The following is an 18,790-nucleotide window of genomic DNA, read 5'->3' as shown; positions in this document are numbered from 1 at the left end:
CCGGCGTCCGCGCACGGGCGGTGATCGCCCGCGACGACGTCAGGCGCGCGTGGCGTACCAGTCGTCGAGGCGGGAGCGGATCTCGTCGTCGCCGAGCAGACCCTCCTCCAGTCGGATCTCCATCAGGAACCGCATCGCCTCGCCGACCGTCCGGCCCGGCGCGATGCCCAGGTGCTCGATCACCGCGTTGCCGTCCATCTCCGGGCGCAGCGCCGCCAGCTCCTCGGCTGCGGCGAGCTCCTCGATCCGCGCCTCGAGCTCGTCCATCCGGCGCGACAGCCGAGCGGCCTTCTTCGCGTTGCGCGTCGTGCAGTCGCACCGGGTCAGCACGTTGAGCTCGCCGAGCAGGTCGCCCGCGTCGCGCACGTAGCGACGCACCGCCGAGTCGGACCACCCCATCGAGTAGGTGTGGAACCGCAGGTGCAGCGCCACGAGCTCGGAGACGTCGCGCACGTCGTCGTTGGAGTACCGCAGCGCCGCCATCCGCTTGCGCGCCATCCTCGCCCCGACCGCGTCGTGGTGGTGGAACGTCGTGCCCTTGCCCGGCTGGTACCCCCGGGTGCGCGGCTTGCCGATGTCGTGGAACAGCGCCGCGAGCCGCGTCACGCGGAAGTCGTAGGCGCGCCGCGCCGCCTGGACGCCCTCCCCCTCCCGCCCCTGCTCGTCGGGGGGCCGCACGTTCTCCACGACCGCGATCGAGTGGCTGAGCACGTCCTTGTGCCGGTGGATCGGGTCGTGCTCGAGGCGCATGTTCGGCAGCTCCGGGAGGAACTGGTCGGCCAGTCCGGTGTCGACGAGGAACCACAGACCCGGGCCCGGGTGATCGACGACGATCAGCTTGTCGAGCTCGTCTCGGATGCGCTCGGCCGAGACGATCTCCAGGCGCGAGGCCATCGACTCCACGGCGGCCACGAGCGCCGGGGTGGGCTCGAGCCCGTAGCGGGCGACGAAGCGCGCGGCGCGCAGCATCCGCAACGGGTCGTCGCTGAAGCTGACCTCGGGACCGAGCGGGGTGCGCAGCACACGGCGCGCCAGATCCCCCGCACCGTCGAAGGGGTCCACCAGGGCAGGCGAGGCGTCGTCACCCGTCAGCTCGAGCGCCATCGCGTTCACGGTGAAGTCGCGCCGCGACAGGTCGGCCTCGATCTCGTCGGCGAACACGACGTGGGGCTTGCGCGAGTCGTCGGTGTAGGCCTCGGCGCGGAACGTCGTGATCTCGTAGATCCGGTCCTCGCCCGACTCGGGGTCACGTCGGCGCGCGCCGATCGTGCCGAAGCGCTCGCCCTGGGTCCACACGGCGTCCGCCCAGCCGTCGAGGCGGGCCTTGATCTGGGGCGGGCGGGCGTCGGTGGTGAGGTCGAGGTCGAAGTCGCGCCGCCCGTCCGCGTGGAGCAGGTCACGCACCGTGCCGCCGACCAGGTGGAGCTGGTGCCCGGAGGTGGCGAAGCGCTCCGCCAGCGGTGCGAGCTCGCGCAGGACCGGGGCGAAGCGCTCGGGGATCACCCCGTCAGCGTATTGGAGGCGACCCCGCCCGAGCAGTTCCGCCCGGGGCCGGGGCGCCCGGGACGAGACGCCGAGCAGAGGTAGCGTCGGGCGGTGGTGCGTCAGGTCAACCGCGACTCCGGGGTGCGTGCACGTCTGCGCTCGTGGCCCGGCGACCCCGCGATCCGACACCTGGTGCTGCTCGACTCGACGACGACCCCGGCGCCCGGCGACGTCGCGCGCTGGGTCGCGCTCGCGTTCGACGGCGGCGATGGCGGAGCTGGCGGCGGCGGAGCATCGGCCACGGGAGCGCCCGCCCGGGCGATCCGCACCGGGGCCGTGTTCCCCCGCGCCGCCGAGGCGTTCCTCGAGGCCGGGTTCCGTGAGGTGGACCGGCTCACCCTGCTCGAGCGCGACCTCGTCGACATCGACGACCTCCGTCGACGGGGTCGGGATCGGGATCGGGATCGGCGGGGACCGGGGCCCGGGGCCCGGCGCGGCGTCCTGCGGACCGTCCGGCTCCGCTCCGGCGATCTCGCGACGGCGGCCGAGATCGATCGATCGTCGTTCGCCGCCGGCTGGTCGAACGACGTCGACTCGCTCCGCGACATCGCATCGGCGACGCCGCAGGCGCGCCTGCGGCTCGTCACGCGCCCCGCCGGGGGGTCGTCCGGCGGCGCACGCGCCCACGGCCGACCGAGCCACGGGACCCGCAGCCCGAGGCGCGAGGCGCTGGGGTTCTCGATCACCGGACGTGCCGGCACCACCGCCTACCTCCAGCGCCTCGCCGTCCGGCCGTCGGCGCGGCGGGCGGGAGCCGGCCGCCTCCTCGTCGACGACGCGCTCGGATGGGCGGTGCGCCGCGGCGCGACCCGCGCCCTGGTCAACACCGGAGCGGGCAACGACGCCGCGCTCGAGCTCTACCGCTCGAGCGGCTTCCGGCCCCTCGACGAGCCCCTCGTCGTGCTCGAGCTCGACCGACCGCGATGAAGCGGCCGGCGCGGGTGTGGGTGACGCTCGCCGCCGCCGCCGTCGCGCTCGCCTCGACGACGGGCGCGCCCCACTCCCCCGCCGATGCGCAGGCGGCGTCCGGTCGAACCGGCACGGACGGCGCGAGCGCCGGCGCCGCCCCCGTCCCGCAGCAGTTCGAGGACCCGCTGAGCGTCGAGCTCTCGCTCGTCGACCAGACCTACGAGCTCGAGGTCGGCGGCGACCTGCGGCTGACGTACCGCATCGTCGGCGACCTCGCCGAGGTCGCCGACCTCACCCCGCCCACCACGACGACGACCACGACCACCACCACGACGACCACGACCACCACCACGACCACGACCCCCGCGGCGCCGTCCGACGAGGAGGGGGCGCCCCCCGGAACGGCGGCCGCCGAGCCCGCACCGTCGACCACGGTCGCGCCCGCGCCGCCCGTGCTCTCCGAGCTGTCGGTGCTCGTCGTCAACCACCGACCCTTCGACGCCGCCGCCGACCTCGATCGGCTGCTCGGGCCGTCGGCGCGCGTCACGCCGCTGCCGCCGACGGTGGACGGGATCCTCTTCGCCGACGTCCGGCCCCTGATCGCGGTGGCCGACGACGGCACCGCGACGATGGAGCTGGTGGTGCCGACCGATCGGACGCCCGACAGCCTCCCCGACCGCCTCGAGTTCGGATCCGACGGGATCTACCCGATCGTCGTGCGACTCGTCGCCGACGGGAGCGTGATCGCCCGCCACACCACGGCGGTCGAGCACGCCGGCGGGGATCGAGCCCCACCGCCGACCCTGACGCTCGGGCTGCTCGCCGCGGTCACGGACCCGGGACCCTCGGCGAGCGACCGCGAGATCGCCGACGCCCTCGAGCGCACGAGCGCGATCGGCCGGTCGGCATCGCAGATCGGCTCCGCCCTCACCCTCGCGATCCCCCCGTCCGTCGCCGCCGCCGCCACGCGCGCGCAGACGTCGGAGGAGGAGACCGATCAGGAGCCGGATCAGGAGCCGGATCAGGAGCCGGATCAGGAGCAGCCCGAGGAGGGGTCCGGCGGGGGGCTCGCCGCCCGGATCGCGGACGACGAGGTGCTCGCGGCGCCGTCGACCCCGTTCGACGTGTCGTCGGCCGTCGCGGCGGATCGCCTCGACGCCTTCGTCGACCAGCTCAGCAGCGGCGAGGACCAGCTGCGGTCTGCCCTGCCGACGGTGCGCGTCGGACGGGAGGTGTGGCTCGCCGATCGACCGCTCAGCGATCCAGCCGCCGCCGCGCTGCGCGACCTGGGGGTGCGCTACCTCGCGATGACCCCCGACGTCTACCGCTCGAGCGTGGCGGCGGATCCCGCCGCCGATCTCCCCGACCGCGACCGCTTCGTCTCGATCGACCTCGACGACGGTTCCTCGATCGCGGTGCTCGTGCTCGACGACGAGCTCGGCGCCGAGCTGACGACGCAGCGCACCGAGCAGATCCTGCGCGCCGGCACCGCGACCGAGTGGGTCGTGGCCACCATCGCCGCCCTCCGCCTCGAGCAGTTCACCGCCGCCGCGAGCGAACGAGACGCACGGCGCAGCCGACTGCTCGCGCTCCCCGACCGGGGTGCTCCCGACCCGCGGCTGGTGCGCGAGCTCGCGCGCTTCGCCGAGGCGATCGACGGCGTCGAGATCGTCGCGGCGAGCCGCATCGCCACGGTCACCGACACCCAGCGGGTCGGCGGCGACCGCGGGGTCGCCGCCCCCGCTCTCCCGGCGACGGCCGGGCCGTCGCTCGCCGCCCGCATCGAGCGGCTCGACATCGCGCGCTTCGACCTCGCCCAGGTCGCCTCCATGCTCCCCGACGGCGAGGAGTGGGCCGCGGAGCGCGGCCGCCGCCTCGACGAGCTCGTGTCGAACGCCTTCGACGAGGACGAGGTCGACCTGGCGGTGGCCGAGGTGCGCGCCGAGGCCGCGCAGATCCGCGCGTCGGTCGTGCCCCCCGAGCCGTTCACGTTCACCCTCACCGGTCCCGACGGGGTGATCGACATCCCGATCGCCAACGCCTACGACCAGCCGATCGAGGTCGTCGTCGAGCTGACGTCGTCGCGGATCGACTTCCCCGGGGGCGACGTCACGGTCACCGTCCCCGCGCAGGACTCGACGATGGTCAGCGTCCCGGCGACGGCACGCTCGAACGGGACGTCGTCGGTCAGCGTCGCGATCCTCACCCCCCTCGGCGAGGCGCTGGTCGAGCCGGTCACCCTGACCGCCCGGGTGAACGCCCTCACCGGCATCGGCCCCGTGCTCACCGGGGCCCTGGTGCTGATGCTGCTCGCATGGTGGTTCTCGAACTGGCGGGCCCGACGCCGCGAGCGCGGGGAGCTCGACCCCGTGCCCGCTGGGTAACCTCCTCGGCCGTGAGCAACGTCCGCATCGTCACCGACAGCGCCTGCGACCTCCCCGCCGACGTGGCCGCCGAGGCCGGGATCGAGATCGTGCCGCTGAGCATCCGCTTCGGCGACGAGGAGCTCATCGACCGAGAGGAGCTGTCGGTCGCCGAGTTCTGGAACCGGTGCGCCAACATGGACGCCCTCCCCGAGACCGCGGCTCCCGCCCCCGGCCAGTTCGAGACCACGTACCGCCGGCTCGCCGACGAGGGGGCGACGGGCGTCGTGGTGGTCACCCTGTCGGGCGAGCTGTCCGCGACGATCCAGAGCGCCGAGCTCGCCGCACGGTCGATCGCGCAGGACGACGGCGTCGAGCTCGACGTCCGCATCGTCGACTCGCGCACGGTCACCCTGGGGATCGGCACGATCGCGCTGGCGTGCGCCCGAGCCGCCGAGGCCGGCTCCTCGATCGACGAGATCGAGCAGCTCGCCCGCGACCTGGCCGGGCGCACGCGCGTCTACGGAGCCCTCGACACCCTCGACAACCTGAAGAAGGGCGGTCGGATCGGCAACGCCAAGGCCTTCCTCGCGACCGCGCTGTCGATCAAGCCGATCATCGAGGTGCGCGACGGCGTCGTCGAGCAGGCCGGCAAGCAGCGCACCCGCTCCAAGGCCCTCGCCTTCCTCGTCGAGCAGGTGAAGGGCTACGAGGGGCGCATCGAGAACCTGGCCGTGCTCCACGCCGACTGCTCCGACGTCGACGTGTTCGTCGACATGCTGCGCCCCCACCACGACGGCGAGATCGTCGTCGGCGAGATCGGCCCGGTGATCGGCACCCACGGCGGTCGCGGCACGATCGGCGTGGCGTTCCACGAGAAGGCCTGAGCGGGACGATCCGCGACGGGTTCACGGCACCGCCACCGACGATTGCCCCGATCCCGGCCGGCGACGCAAGTAGCGTTCCGGGACGTCCATGTCCTCGACGCACACGATCATCGCCGGGCGCTACGAGCTCCAGCGCCACCTCGCCACCGGCGGGATGGCCGAGGTCTGGTTGGCGACCGACCTGACCCTCGACCGCAAGGTCGCGGTGAAGTGGCTCAAGCCGAACCTCGCGACCGACCCGATCGTCGCCGAGCGCTTCCGCCGCGAGGCCATCGCGGCGGCGAGCCTGAACCACCCGAACATCGTCGCCGTGCACGACGTGTTCGAGCACGAGGGGCGCCAGGCGGTGGTCATGCAGCTCGTCGACGGCAAGAGCCTGCGCCAGCTCCTCGACACCCAGAAGCGGCTCAGCGCGGCGCTCACCTGCCACATCGGGATCGCCGTCGCGAACGCCCTCGACCACGCGCACTCGGCGGGCTTCGTCCACCGCGACGTGAAGCCGGGGAACATCATGATCGTCCCCGACGGACGGGTGCTGCTGACCGACTTCGGGATCGCGAAGGGGCTCGGCGAGGCGGGCGACGACCTCACGAGCGAGAACATCATGATGGGGACGGCGAAGTACCTCTCCCCCGAGCAGGTGCGCGGCAAGCGACTCGACGGCCGCGCCGACTTCTACTCGCTCGGGCTGGTCCTCTACGAGTGCCTCGCGGGGCGGGTGCCGTTCCTCGGCGAGACCGACGCGGACACCGCCCTCGCCCGCCTCCAGCGCGACCCGACCGATCTCGCCCGCCTCCGCGCGACGCTCCCGGTGCGCCTCGTCGGGGTGATCCACCACCTGCTGGAGCGACGCCCGGAGGATCGACCGGCCACCGGCGCCGACCTCGTCGTCGAGTTGAGAGCCGCCAGCACCGAGGGCCCGCCCGAGGTCGACCCGACCGACGAGCGGACGTCGCCGACCGCGCCGTACTCGGCCGGGCGCCTCGTGCGCGCCCCGTCCGACGTGCGCGGGCGCGTCGCCGATCGAACGCGCGGCACGCGGACCCCGCCCAGGGGGAAGCGCTCCCGCGGCGACGACCGATCGGGGGCCACCCGGCGACGCCCGTCACCGACGGGCGGGATCGAGCGGACGGCGGCCGAGCCCCGAACGGGCGCGTCGGCGGGCAGCGAGCCGATCGTGACCGGCCCGGTCGACATCCCCGGGGAACCGCCCCACATCACCGGACGGGTGCCGGTGACCCGGGCCGAGCCCGGATCCGCTCCACGGTCTCCCACACCCTCGACGCGCGTCGCGGTCACCCGGGCCGACGGTCCGCCGCCCCTGCGCTCGGCGAGCTCCGAGCGACGCGCCGACACCCCGCCGCGACCCGCGCGTGGGATCACCCAGGGGTGGAACCCTTCGGCGACCGTCGTGGCCGCCCTCGTCGTCACCGCCCTCGTCGTGGTCGCGCTGCTCTGGCTCTCACTGCGCGGCGGCGCCCCCGAACCCGCTCCGATCGGCGCCGACAGCGCCGAGGCCACGGTGGTCGCGACGTCGTCGACGGTCGGGGTCACCGTCGCTCGCGGCGCCGTGACCGCTGCTCCCGAGGCACGGGTGACCGAGGGCGACGCCGCCGCCGTGATCGGCGACATCGTCGCGCAGCCGTTCACTACGCTCACCTGATCGCCGTCCAGACCGACGACCTCCAGCTCGTGGAAGCTGCGCGCGCCGGTGACCGCTACGCGCTCGATCAGCTCCTGCGCCGCCACTACGACCGCATCCACGCCGTGACGCGCCGGATCGCCGGATCGACCCGTGACGCCGACGACGCGACCCAGGAGGCGTTGATCAAGATCGTGCGGAACCTGCCGAGGTTCGACGGGCGGTCGTCGTTCGGCACCTGGGCGTACCGGATCGCCACCAACGCGGCGCTCGACGAGCTGCGCAAGCGGCAGCGGCGGCCGCAGCTGCGCTCCGTCGGTGACGACGGCCGGCACCCCACCGACGAGGTGGTCGACGACCTCGCCGGTCGCCGCATCGAATCGATCGCCGATCGGCTCGGGATCGACGAGGCGCTCGCCGACCTGGCCGAGGAGTTCCGCACCGCCGTCGTGCTGCGCGACGTCGGCGACCTCGACTACGCCGAGATCGCCGAGGTGCTCGAGATCCCCGTGGGGACGGTGAAGTCGCGCATCGCCCGGGGGCGCCAGCAGCTCGCCGACCGCCTCCGCCTGGAGGACCGGCCGGACGAGGTGGCGGAGGTCACCCGGCGCGGTGCCCAGCGCGTCGGGAACCGCACCGGCGACTTCGAGCGTCCAACGGATCTGACATGAGCGACGACTCCCCCACCTCCGACGGCGCGACGACGCCCGACGCGAGCGACCCGGCCGGTGACCCCGTGGAGCTCGTGAGCGCCTACGTCGACGACGAGGCGACCACCGACGAGCGCGCGCTGGTCGAGACCGACCCCGATGCCCTCGTCGACGTGGCGCAGCTGCGCTCGGTCCGCGCCGTGCTGGCGGCCTCGGTCGAGCCGGCGTCGCTGTCGGAGCGCGAGGGGCACCTCGCCGCCGCGCTCGACGTGTGGGAGCGGACGTCGGACCGCGAGCGGTCGGGCGAGGCGACCCCGGCCGCCGGCGTCGACGCTGCGGCGGCCGCAGCGGTCTCGACCCCCGCGTCGGGGACCGGGCGCGGCCGACGCCCGCGGCGTTCGCTGCCCCAGTGGGTGCTCGGCGCCGCAGCCGCCCTGCTCGTCGTCGGCGGTGCCGGGGCCGTCCTCGTCGGGCTGCAGAGCGGTGGGACCGACGACAGCGCCGAATCGACGTCCGACGCGGCGAGCGCGGACACGGAGGCGGTCGACGCGCTCGAGTCGCAGGTGGCCGCCGAGCTCCAGGGAGAGAACACCAACGACGAGGTCGACCCCGACGCCGACCTGAGCGCGCGTGCCGAGGTCGGCGTCGCCGACTCCGAGGAGGAGACCACCGACGCGATGGCCGAAGCGGCCGACGCCGGCGGGGACGATGCGTCGGCGCCCGAGCCCGCGGCGGGCGATGGCAGCGACGCTGCTGCGTCGTCGGAGATCTCGAGCGACGCACCGACCGGTGCGACCACCCCGCCCCCGGCCGAGGTGGGGCTCGTCGAGCTCGCCGACGTCGACGACCTGGCCGACTTCGCCGACCTCGCTCGCCGAGCCCTCGACGCCGTCTCCGGTGCTCCCGCCGCTCCCCCGCCCGACTCGTGCGCCTCGCGACTCGGGATCGATCGGATCGTCGACGCCGCCCGCTACCAGGGCATCGAGGTGATCGTCGGACTCGAGCTCGGCCCCGACCGAGCGGTCGCCTTCACCGACCCGGCCTGCGAGGTCGTCGCGCGGACCCCGTTGCCCGACGGGCCCTGACGGCCCTCCACCGGGGTTCGGTGGCCGACGGCGCGGAGGGATCGGGAGGGAGCGCTCGTCGGCGTGCGCGAGCGATCACCACCTGACGTGATCGCTCGGCCGACGGTGCGGCTAACGTCGCCCTCCATGCCAGGCAACCCGCTGACCGACCCGAACTGGGCCGACGACACGGCCGACACCGTGATCCGCCTCGTCGACACGGTGAAGTCCAAGACCACCCGCCCGGCGGTGATGGTCGCCCGGGGCCTCGTGTTCGGCCTGCTCGCCATGTTCCTCGGCCTGTTCGCCCTCGTGCTGCTGCTGATCGGGCTGTCGCGCGGCCTGCAGGCGATCATCGAGCCCTTCGCCGACCAGTCGCGAGCGGTCTACATCAGCTACCTCCTCGTCGGGGTCCTGCTGAGCGTCGTCGGCGCCGTGCTGTTCAAGAAGCGCAACGACACCTCGGCGAGCACCCGCAACTCCTGACCCGTCGGCCGCGGCACCGCCGGGCGGAGAGTTCACGGATCGGTCACCTCTTCGCGCCACACTGTCGGTCGACAGACCGTCCACCCCGGGGAGCACCATGTCCGACACCACCACGACCACGAGCGACGACGTCCACGACGTCGTGATCATCGGCTCGGGTCCCGCCGGCCTCACCGCCGCGATCTACACCGCCCGGGCCAACCTCGCGCCGCTGATGATCGAGGGGGAGCCCTCCTCGACGTCGGACCAGCCCGGCGGGCAGCTCATGCTGACGACCGACGTCGAGAACTTCCCGGGGTTCCCCGAGGGGATCATGGGCCCCGAGCTGATGGAGAACATGCGCAGCCAGGCCGAGCGGTTCGGCGCGGAGATCATCACCGACAAGGTCACCGGCGTCGACCTGGGGGAACGCCCGTTCGTGATCACCACGCGCGAGGGAACGCACCGCGCGAAGTCGGTCATCGTGTCGACGGGGGCCCAGTCGCTGATGCTCGGTCTCGAGGCCGAGGCGCGCCTCATCGGTCACGGCCTCTCCACGTGCGCGACCTGCGACGGCTTCTTCTTCCGGGGCCACGAGATCGGCGTCGTCGGGGGCGGCGACTCGGCGCTGGAGGAGGCGACGTTCCTCACCAAGTTCGCCGACAAGGTCACGATCTTCGTCCGACGTGACGAGTTGCGAGCGTCGAAGATCATGCAGGACCGGGCGATGGCGAACTCCAAGATCGAGTTCATGTGGAACACCGAGGTCACGCAGATCAACGGCGAGGACAAGGTCGAGTCCGTCGACCTCGTCGACAACACCACCGACGAGACGTCGACGATGGAGATCACCGGTCTGTTCATCGCCATCGGCCACAAGCCGAACACCGACCTGTTCCGCGACGTCCTGGACATGGACCCCGACACCGGGTACCTGATCACCGAACCCGACTCCACCGTCACCAACATCGCCGGCGTGTTCGCCTGCGGGGACGTGAAGGACCACGTGTACCGCCAGGCGATCACCGCCGCGGGGAGCGGGTGCATGGCGGCGATCGACGCGGAGCGGTGGCTCGAGGACCAGGCCGACGGCTGACGCGGCGCACGTGGCGACGGGAGCGGGTGAGGCTCCCGTTTCGGATCGAGCACGACGGGTACGCCCGCGGACGGGAATAGCGAACGGCTCGTCGTGGTTTCACGGAGTCGAACCCTCCTGGAAGGACCCCACCATGGCCAACGGAATCACCGATCTCTCCACAGCGACCTTCGACGAGACGGTCAACGGCGCGGCCAAGCCCGTCGTGGTCGACTTCTGGGCCGAGTGGTGCGGACCGTGCAAGAAGATCGCGCCCATCCTCGAGGAGATCGCCGGCGAGCGCGACGAGCTGACGGTGTCCAAGCTGAACGTCGACGACAACCCCGACATCGCGATGAAGTACAGCGTAATGTCGATCCCGACCCTCCTCGTCTTCGAGAACGGCGAGGTCACGGGGCGCATCACCGGTGCCAAGAGCAAGGGTGCCCTGCTCGAGGAGATCGACGGATTCCTGGCCACTTCCCGCTGACGCGGGGCCAGAGCGGCGAGGCGGTCCGCGACCTCAAGCGCCGACTCGGCACCGCCGGCTTCCCTCCCCAGGGGTCGGATGCCGGCGGCTACTGCGACGCGACCGAGGCGGCCGTGCGTGACTTCCAGAGTGCGCGCGGTCTGAACGTCACCGGCTCCTGCGACGAGCAGACCTGGCTCGCGCTGATCGAGGCCGGGTGGCAGCTGGGCGATCGCCTGCTCCTGCTCGCCGCGCCGATGCTGCGTGGCGACGACGTCGGTGACCTGCAGCGGAGCCTCAACCACGTCGGCTTCGACTGCGGTCGGCCGGACGGCATCTTCGGGCCCGCCGCCGGTCGCGCGGTCGTCGACTTCCAGCGCAACTCGGGCCTCACCCCCGACGGGGTCTGCGGTCCGTCGACGGTGTCCACCTTGCGCCTGGTCAGCCGGCAGAGCGGGTCGGGCCCCGGTGTCGCATCGATCCGCGAGGCCGAATCCGGACGTGCTAGCACCTCGATCGTCGGGCTGCGCGTCGTGGTCGGTCAGTTCGGAGGGCTCAGTTCGATCGCCCGCACGCTGTCTCGCTCCCTGCGCATCCGGGGAGCGACGGTGATGTCGACGGACGAGTACGAGGCGCCGGCGCAGGCGGCCGCTGCGAACCGATTCGGTGCCGCCGCCTACGTCGGGTTCGACGCCCGGCCGGACGCCTGCTCGGTCGTGTCCTACTTCGCCGTCCCGTCGTTCGAGTCGGTCGGTGGTCGCTCGCTCGGCAAGCGGATCGTCGACGAGATCGCTCCCCACCTCGACGGGCCGGTCTCGCTCGACGGCATGCGCCTCCCCGTCCTGCGGGAGACGAGGATGCCAGCGGTGCTGTGCTCGGTCGGGCCCGTGCGCGGGGTGGTCGACCGGTCCGACCGCATCAGCGCCGCCGTCACCCGGGCGGTGTGCGCCTGGAGCGAGCGGCCGGTCTCCGCCGACACGGCGTGACCCCCCTGGGGACGACCGAGAGCCCCTCGCACGACTTGTCCACAGCTTTGTCCCCAGACTGTGTGTTTCCCTGAAGGTCATCTTCACGACGCTCCCACGTCACGTGGGACCGTCGCGCCCGCATGCGACGTTCGGTGGTGTCGAACCCACCAGGGATCACCGACATGCAGGCTTCTCGCGCGGCTCGCGCGTCATCGACCGCGAACCGCTGCGACGACGTCGACGTCACGCGCGACGTGAGGGTCGAGGGTTCGATCGTCACGGAGCGCACGACTGTCGAGCCTCACGCTGTCATCTGGCGGTAGATCCGCTCGAGGTCCTCCAGATCTGCGAAATCGATCGTGACCCGACCCCGCTTCGCTCCGAGTTGGACGTTGACCCGCGTGGCCAGGTGCTCGGCGAGCAGTTGCTCGAGCTCGAGCAGACCGGGCGGCCGCAACTTGGTGGCCGGGGTCAGCCCGGCGCCGTCGATCGACGGCGACGGACCTCTGTCCTCGTCACGTCCGTCGGCTGGTTCCGGGTTCGGTGCCTCGTCCGGCTCGTCGCGGACGGCGCGCTCGACCATCCGCACCGACCACCCCTCCGTCACGGCGGTGCGCGCCAGCTCCTCCTGTCGGGAGCGATCGGGGGTCCCGAGCAGCGCGCGTGCATGGCCGGCGCTGAGCTGACCCTCCGCGACGAGGCTCTGCACCCCCGGTGGCAGACCGAGCAATCGGATCGTGTTCGTGATCACCGACCGGCTCTTGCCGACCCTCCCGGCGAGCTCGTCGTGGGTCAGGCCGAAGTCCTCGAGCAACTGCTGGAAGGCGGCGGCCTCCTCGAGCGCGGTCAAGTCGCGGCGATGGAGGTTCTCGACGAGGGCCTGCTCGATCGAGCTCATGTCGCTCGTCATCCGCACGATGGCCGGGATCGTCGCGAGCCCGGCTCGCTGCGTCGCGCGCCACCGCCGCTCCCCGGCGATCAACTCGTAGGTGTCGTCTCCCGACGGCCGGACGAGAACCGGCTGGAGGACGCCCATCTCGGCGATCGACGCCGCGAGCTCGACGAGCCCGTCCTCGTCGAACTGACGTCGCGGTTGGTGCGGGTTCGGGCTGATTGCGGCGGTCGGGATCTCGACGAGCGCGGCTGCTTCCCCGTCGTTCGAAGCGCCCTCCATCGGGATGAGCGAGCTGAGCCCCTTCCCCAATCCGCTACGACGCGTCATCGTGGACCTCCTTGGCTGCGTCGCGGTAGGCGATCGCACCGCGAGATGTGGGATCGAACGTCGTGATCGGTTGACCGAACGACGGAGCCTCGGACAAGCGCACCGAACGCGGGATGACCGCGCGTAGGACCTTGTCCCCGAAGTGCTCGCGCACCTCACCGACGACCTGGTCCGAGAGCTTCGTGCGAGCGTCGTACATCACGCACAGGATCGTGCTGACGTCGAGCGCCGGGTTGAGGTTCCGCTTGACCAGATCGACGTTGCGCAACAACTGACCGAGGCCCTCCAGGGCGTAGTACTCGCACTGGATCGGTACCAGGACCTCGTGGGCGGAGGCGAGCCCGTTGACGGTCAGAAGGCCGAGCGACGGCGGGCAGTCGACGAGGACGTAGTCGTAGTCGTCGAGCACCGACTCGATCGCCCGCTTGAGGCGTTGCTCCCTGCTGAAGGCTGGGACGAGCTCGATCTCCGCTCCGGCCAGGTCGAGCGATGCCGGGGCGACGAACAGGTTCCTCACGTCGGTGGGCTCGACGACGTTCTCCATCGGTTCGTCCTGGAGGAGGACGTGGTACATCGAGTGCTCCAAGCCGCGGTTGTCGATCCCCAGCCCGGTCGAGGCGTTGCCCTGGGGGTCGAGGTCGACGATCAGCGTCCGCAGCCCCATGTCGGCGAGCGCCGCCCCCATGTTCACGGTCGTCGTCGTCTTCCCGACCCCGCCCTTCTGGTTGGCGACGGCCAAGACACGAGGGAGCGGCCGCCGCGGCGTCGGGGGTGCCTCGGTCGGAGCACTCGTTCGGATCGCACCATCGGGTGCGGTGTCGTCGGACACGGAGTCTCCCATCACGGCGTCAACGGACGCAGATCGTCGAAACCGCCACTGTGGCGCACCTCGATCGGCGATACAAGCATTTCGGGCGCGATTCCTCCACCGGTCGGACGTCGCGAACGACGTTCCACGTGGAACGTCGACGCCACGCCGCTCTCAACCGGCGATGGGCCATCGCGGTCGGCGTTCCTCGGCCTGTGCGGACCGCCGATGTTTCACGTGAAACGGCGACCGCACCGCCCTCGCCGTCAGCGATGCGCACGTCTCCGGTGCCGTTCATCTGCCTTTCGACCTCGAACGGCAGGTTTCACGTGAAACGTCGGATGGGTTACCGCTCGCGATCGACGAAGGGACCATTCGGGTGCCGCCCCTGCACCGGTGGGGGCTCACGGAGGTTCCACGTGAAACATCCAGCGCGAGGCGTTGATCGAGGGGCCGGGATCGACCACGGATCCGACGAGATGTTCCACCAGGAGCAGCGGTGCCGGTGATCGCCCGGTCCGACGTGAGACGATCGATCCCGCAGGCCGACGGTGGAGGTCGGTTCACCGTTCGTGGATCGACCGGGGGAGCCGACGGAAGACCGCGACGCGATCGTCGGGAGAACCGACCCGCTCGACCGACGCCGCGCTCAGGACGTGCGGAGGCCACCGATCGCCCGTCGGAGGTTCGCTGATCACCACCAGCCCACCGTCGACGGTCAGCGACGACGCCGTCGCCAGGGTCGACTCGGGAGGACCGAACCCGCGAGCGACCGCCCCGTCGAAGCACCGACCATCAGCCACGACGTCAGCGACATCGCCGGAGATGATCTCGACGCGCTCCCGCCACCCGAGTCGACTGACCGCCCGCGCCAGGAAATCCGTCCTCTTCCGGCGCCGATCCACCAGGACGAGGCGGAGATCCGGCCGACCGTCGGCGATGACGAGGCCGGGGACTCCTCCTCCCGACCCGAGGTCGGCGACCTCGCCGTTCACCGTCGTGAGCGCTGCGACGAACGCCTGCGCGTGCTCGACGACCTGTTCGACCGAACGGTCACCGAGGAACCCCTGTCGGCGACTCTCCTCGAGTACCTCCAGCACCTCGACGGACGAGCTCACGGTGACAGTCTGGCGAGCGGTGCGACGTGAACGTGGGATCCGACCCGGGTTCTCGGGCACGGGAGCGAACTCCGATCGCACGGAACCGACGACTCGTGCGTCAGCGCGTGGGTCACGCCGGCCGACGCGAGACCGGCGATGTCGCTCTTCGGGGACGGTGGGGGAGCGGGGCGTGCGGGCGCAGCCGGCGTGGCCGAGAACGACGACAGCCCGGCCGCTCACACGAGCGACCGGGCTGCCGGAGGAACCGCCCTCGGACGGGGGGATCGGGATGTCAGTCGAGGACGACCACGATCCGTCGGTTGGGATCGTCGCCCTCCGAGCGACTCCCCACGCCGTCCTCCTCGTTGAGCGCGTCGTGGATGACCTTGCGGTCGGCTGAGGTCATGGGCTCGAGTGCACGGGCCGCTCCGCTCTCGCGCACGGACTCGGCCACCTCGCGCGCGAAGCGCTGCAGCGCCTCGGTCCGACGTTCGCGGTATCCGGCCACGTCGATGCGGAGCCGGGTCTCGTGATCACCGAGGCGCCGCTGGGATGCCACTCGTGCGAGGTCCTGGATCGCGTTGAGCGTCCGGCCACCCGGTCCCACGAGCAACCCGAGCTCGGCTCCGGTCACTCGGACGTCCAGCTCGATCCCGTCGACGGCGAGCTCGCTCGATCCGTCCGCACCGAAGGCCTCGACGAGCCCGTCCATGAAGGTGACCGCTGCGGCACCCACCTCGTCGGGGCTCACGGTCTGCTCGTCTCGGTCGTCCATGGGGGTCTCCTGTCGATCATCGGAAGTCGTGCTGGTGCGTCGTGATCCGGCGGAACGGCGACGCGACGAACGGCCCTCGCTGCGATCCCCGGACGGACGCTCGGTGTCCGACGGCCGAGCAGCTGCCGGCGCATCGTCGGACGGCGCATCCGCATCTGTCGCGTCGGAGGACTCGGTGGCGTCGGTGGCGTCGGCGGTCGGGGCGGAGGTCGGTGTCGCGCCCTCGTCGCCTCCACCCGCTGCCGCCGCGTCGGTCGACGATCCGGCACCCTTCGTGCGTCGTCGTCGCTCCTGCTTCGGGCGCGCCTGCGTGGGCTGCACCCGAGCCCGGACCCGGGCCTCGCCGCGCGTGCGGCCGAACAGCCCCGGCTTCGGCTCCTCGATGACCTCGAACTCGGCCTCGTCGGCGGCGACGCCGAGTTGGTCGAGCGCGGCCTCCCGAGCGTCCTCCAGCGTCTTGGCGGTGGTTTCGACCCACTCCATGTGTTCTTCCCTTCGGTGTTGTCGTGTCTGTCGTCCCGCTCGCCGTCATCGGCGTGCGTACCCCTGCTCCGGCCGATGCGGTCAGCGGCGCTTCCGGCCCGATCTCCCGCTCGACGGTCGTGATGTCCTCGTCGACTTCTTCGGCCGCTCGCGACGCTCCTGCGCCTCCTTGCGGCTCGGGGTCGGGCGGCCCTTCCCGCCCGGCGCGGGCCCGGCTGCGGCGCCGGGTCGGGCCTTCGGCGGCGTGACGCGCTTCGACTGACCGGTCGGGCGTCCCGTCGCCGGGCCCTTCTTCTTCCCGGCAGGGCCCCCCGTGCGCGGGGACTTCGAGGGCGCTGCGTCATCGGAGTCGCCACCCATCAGGTCCCGCCGGGCCTGGCTGAACAGGCCACCGGTCTCACCGCTCGCCTTCGACGCGGCCCGCGCCTCCTCGCCGGCGCGCTGCGCCTGGCGTCCGAGCGATTCGTCGCCCCCGTAGAACTTCTTGGTCACGTAGTACTGCTGGGCGATGCGCAGCAGCGTCTGGAAGATGTAGTAGACGACCAGCGACGTCACGAAGAAGATCTGGAAGACCGCGAACACGACCGGCAGGTACTGCATCAGCTTCTGCTGGGTGGGCGACATGGTCGGGCTGACCGCGGCCCGTGCCGCGACCATCCGCTGCTGCGCGAAGTAGAGCACGCCGAGGACGACGACCAGGAGGGCGTAGAAGATCCCCTGGCCGGGGCTGCGGCTGATCACCTCGAAGGGCGATTCGCCCAGGTTCAGGCCGATCCCCCGCATCTCCTGCTTCCCGTACAGCGACAGGTACAGGTCGGAGTCGGTCGAGAGGAACCGAGGCACGAACCCGTCGATCTCGTCGGGCCGGCCGACGGCGTCGAAGACCGTGTCGGTGATCGGGCGGACCTCACCGGTCGGTTGGTAGGTGAGGCCGCGCAGCACGCGGAACATCACGATGAACACCGGCATCTGGGCGAGCAACGGGAGGCAGGACGAGGCGGGGTTCACCTTGTGCTCCGAGTAGAGCTTCATCATCTCCTCGTTGAGCTTCTGCTTGTCGTTGCGGTGCTCGTTCTGGAGGCGGCGCATCTCGGGCGCGATCCGCTGCATCTCGAGCATCCCCTTGGTGCTCTTCAACGTCAGCGGTGTCGTGATCGCCATCACGACGACCGACATCAGCGCGATGGCGATGATGTAGCTGTCGGTGTACTCGTAGAACCAGGCGAGGAGGCCGGCGGGGATCTCGAACATGTTCAACCGCTCTTCTCTGATCGTTGCTCGGTGACCGATCGGTCACCGACGGGGTTCGGACTGGGGGCCGCACGGCCATTCACGCGACGGGGGAGCGACTCGGGAACCGGGTCCCACCCCGACGGGCCGAAGGGCCGGCATCGCACGAGACGGCGCAGAGCGAGCGTGAGACCACGTCGGGCGCCGTGCACCTCGATGGCTTCGTGAGCGTAGGCCGAGCACGACGGCGAGAACCGGCACGGGGAGGGTCGTCCCTCCATCGCACGCTGGTACAGCTCGATGGTCGCCAACGATCGTCGGCGGACCCGTCCGCCGTTCACCGATCGCCCACCTCGACCGCGGCCTGACGCTGCGCGATCCGCTCCACCAGCCGCTGGGTCGTCCCTCGGAGCTGATCGAACGTCAGTTCGGCGGCCGCCGGTCGACAACCGACCAGGTACGACCCGTGCGGCACGTCGAGGCCGGAGAGGATCGCGCGCAGCCTCCGTCGCAGGCGGTTGCGGACGACGGCGTTGCCCACGGCCCGGTTGATCGCGAAGGCGACCTCGGCGGTGTCCGAGGCCGGTTCGATCGAGTAGGTGCACCAGAGAGGTTCGATCCGGACCCGACGGCCCTCGCGGCGGAGCCGGACGAAGGTGTCGCGGGTTCGGATCCGCTCGATCAAGCGGACAGGCGGGCGCGGCCCTTGGCGCGGCGCGACTTGAGCACGGCGCGTCCGGCGCGCGTGCTCATCCGGGCTCGGAACCCGTGCTTCTTCGCTCGCCTCCGGGCGTTCGGCTGGTAGGTGCGCTTCACGACTGATCTCCGTCTCTGACACCGGGGGCGATCGCACGCTGCTCGAGCGGGTGGCGCAGCCGTCGGCGAGAGGACCGCGGTGGTCCCGATCCCAGGTGGGCGGCCAGGCTACGACCTCGCGCGGCATCCTCCCAACCCGCGCCGCGACCGGCGCGACGCGCGGTGAGGAGCTCACCGCACCTCGACCTCTGCGCCGGCGGACGACCGGCGGCGGCCAGCGGTCGAACCACACCGATGTCACTTACCCACAGGCGGGAACGAATCGCGAAGCACCAGCGTACGGGGGTCGCGGGCCACGTTCTCGCACCTCGGCCGAGGT

The 18,790-nt window shown here is 71.8% G+C and carries 19 protein-coding genes; 10 read left to right on the top strand and 9 right to left on the bottom strand.

Annotation, left to right across the window (positions count from 1 at the left end; genetic code table 11):
• Nucleotides 1-39: 39 nt before the first annotated feature.
• On the bottom strand, nucleotides 40-1,503 hold the full coding sequence (locus tag ACOOHC_RS00550) for a CCA tRNA nucleotidyltransferase (protein WP_420452064.1): 1,464 nt from the start codon (nucleotides 1,501-1,503) through the stop codon (nucleotides 40-42).
• Between the two features lie 93 nt (nucleotides 1,504-1,596).
• On the opposite strand from ACOOHC_RS00550, the gene ACOOHC_RS00545 reads away from it, so the two are divergent.
• The 10 genes from ACOOHC_RS00545 (at nucleotide 1,597) to ACOOHC_RS00500 (ending at nucleotide 12,055) form a co-directional block, all read left to right on the top strand.
• Complete coding sequence (locus ACOOHC_RS00545; RefSeq protein WP_420452063.1) at nucleotides 1,597-2,472, top strand: GNAT family N-acetyltransferase; 876 nt, start codon at nucleotides 1,597-1,599, stop codon at nucleotides 2,470-2,472.
• The gene (locus ACOOHC_RS00540) at nucleotides 2,469-4,838 is read left to right on the top strand and encodes a DUF6049 family protein (RefSeq protein ID WP_420452062.1); all 2,370 of its coding nucleotides are present in this window, start codon (nucleotides 2,469-2,471) and stop codon (nucleotides 4,836-4,838) included. The genes ACOOHC_RS00545 and ACOOHC_RS00540 overlap by 4 nt, the downstream gene beginning before the upstream one ends.
• An 11-nt stretch (nucleotides 4,839-4,849) precedes the next feature.
• On the top strand, nucleotides 4,850-5,704 hold the full coding sequence (locus tag ACOOHC_RS00535) for a DegV family protein (RefSeq protein ID WP_420452061.1): 855 nt from the start codon (nucleotides 4,850-4,852) through the stop codon (nucleotides 5,702-5,704).
• An 88-nt stretch (nucleotides 5,705-5,792) separates the two neighbouring features.
• Complete coding sequence (locus tag ACOOHC_RS00530; protein WP_420452060.1) at nucleotides 5,793-7,367, top strand: protein kinase domain-containing protein; 1,575 nt, start codon at nucleotides 5,793-5,795, stop codon at nucleotides 7,365-7,367.
• Between the two features lie 29 nt (nucleotides 7,368-7,396).
• Complete coding sequence (locus ACOOHC_RS00525; RefSeq protein WP_420452059.1) at nucleotides 7,397-8,017, top strand: RNA polymerase sigma factor; 621 nt, start codon at nucleotides 7,397-7,399, stop codon at nucleotides 8,015-8,017.
• Nucleotides 8,014-9,081, top strand: coding sequence for a hypothetical protein (locus ACOOHC_RS00520; protein ID WP_420452058.1), 1,068 nt, complete (start codon nucleotides 8,014-8,016; stop codon nucleotides 9,079-9,081). Before ACOOHC_RS00525 ends, ACOOHC_RS00520 begins: the two co-directional genes overlap by 4 nt.
• Before the next feature lie 126 nt (nucleotides 9,082-9,207).
• Entirely contained in the window at nucleotides 9,208-9,546 is a 339-nt protein-coding gene (locus ACOOHC_RS00515; protein ID WP_420452057.1) for a hypothetical protein, read from the top strand.
• A 97-nt stretch (nucleotides 9,547-9,643) separates the two neighbouring features.
• On the top strand, nucleotides 9,644-10,621 hold the full coding sequence (trxB, locus tag ACOOHC_RS00510; RefSeq protein ID WP_420452056.1) for a thioredoxin-disulfide reductase: 978 nt from the start codon (nucleotides 9,644-9,646) through the stop codon (nucleotides 10,619-10,621).
• Between the two features lie 133 nt (nucleotides 10,622-10,754).
• Complete coding sequence (gene trxA, locus ACOOHC_RS00505; protein ID WP_420452055.1) at nucleotides 10,755-11,090, top strand: thioredoxin; 336 nt, start codon at nucleotides 10,755-10,757, stop codon at nucleotides 11,088-11,090.
• The gene (locus ACOOHC_RS00500) at nucleotides 11,069-12,055 is read left to right on the top strand and encodes a peptidoglycan-binding domain-containing protein (RefSeq protein ID WP_420453835.1); all 987 of its coding nucleotides are present in this window, start codon (nucleotides 11,069-11,071) and stop codon (nucleotides 12,053-12,055) included. Before trxA ends, ACOOHC_RS00500 begins: the two co-directional genes overlap by 22 nt.
• A gap of 283 nt (nucleotides 12,056-12,338) precedes the next feature.
• Here ACOOHC_RS00500 and ACOOHC_RS00495 read toward each other — a convergent pair whose 3' ends face one another.
• The 8 genes from ACOOHC_RS00495 to rpmH form a co-directional block, all read right to left on the bottom strand.
• Nucleotides 12,339-13,259 carry a ParB/RepB/Spo0J family partition protein gene (locus ACOOHC_RS00495; protein ID WP_420452054.1) on the bottom strand — a complete coding sequence of 307 codons (921 nt, stop codon included), beginning with the start codon at nucleotides 13,257-13,259 and terminating at the stop codon, nucleotides 12,339-12,341.
• A complete protein-coding gene (locus tag ACOOHC_RS00490; protein ID WP_420452053.1) occupies nucleotides 13,246-14,100 on the bottom strand; it encodes a ParA family protein in 855 nt (284 codons plus the stop codon). Before ACOOHC_RS00490 ends, ACOOHC_RS00495 begins: the two co-directional genes overlap by 14 nt.
• Before the next feature lie 530 nt (nucleotides 14,101-14,630).
• Complete coding sequence (locus ACOOHC_RS00485; RefSeq protein ID WP_420452052.1) at nucleotides 14,631-15,185, bottom strand: RsmG family class I SAM-dependent methyltransferase; 555 nt, start codon at nucleotides 15,183-15,185, stop codon at nucleotides 14,631-14,633.
• 274 nt (nucleotides 15,186-15,459) lie between these two features.
• Nucleotides 15,460-16,425 carry an RNA-binding cell elongation regulator Jag/EloR gene (gene jag / locus ACOOHC_RS00480; protein WP_420452051.1) on the bottom strand — a complete coding sequence of 322 codons (966 nt, stop codon included), beginning with the start codon at nucleotides 16,423-16,425 and terminating at the stop codon, nucleotides 15,460-15,462.
• 81 nt (nucleotides 16,426-16,506) lie between these two features.
• Complete coding sequence (yidC, locus tag ACOOHC_RS00475; protein ID WP_420452050.1) at nucleotides 16,507-17,676, bottom strand: membrane protein insertase YidC; 1,170 nt, start codon at nucleotides 17,674-17,676, stop codon at nucleotides 16,507-16,509.
• A 2-nt stretch (nucleotides 17,677-17,678) separates the two neighbouring features.
• The gene (yidD, locus tag ACOOHC_RS00470) at nucleotides 17,679-17,996 is read right to left on the bottom strand and encodes a membrane protein insertion efficiency factor YidD (RefSeq protein ID WP_420452049.1); all 318 of its coding nucleotides are present in this window, start codon (nucleotides 17,994-17,996) and stop codon (nucleotides 17,679-17,681) included.
• Complete coding sequence (locus ACOOHC_RS00465; RefSeq protein ID WP_420452048.1) at nucleotides 17,993-18,340, bottom strand: ribonuclease P protein component; 348 nt, start codon at nucleotides 18,338-18,340, stop codon at nucleotides 17,993-17,995. The genes yidD and ACOOHC_RS00465 overlap by 4 nt, the downstream gene beginning before the upstream one ends.
• A complete protein-coding gene (rpmH, locus tag ACOOHC_RS00460; protein ID WP_420452047.1) occupies nucleotides 18,337-18,471 on the bottom strand; it encodes a 50S ribosomal protein L34 in 135 nt (44 codons plus the stop codon). The genes ACOOHC_RS00465 and rpmH overlap by 4 nt, the downstream gene beginning before the upstream one ends.
• Nucleotides 18,472-18,790: the final 319 nt, after the last annotated feature.

The sequence above is a fragment of the Ilumatobacter sp. genome, from assembly GCF_965215205.1.
Taxonomy (GTDB): Bacteria; Actinomycetota; Acidimicrobiia; order Acidimicrobiales; family Ilumatobacteraceae; genus Ilumatobacter_A.
Note: the sequence above shows the minus strand (reverse complement) of the source record. Positions and strands in the feature narration are given on the sequence as shown.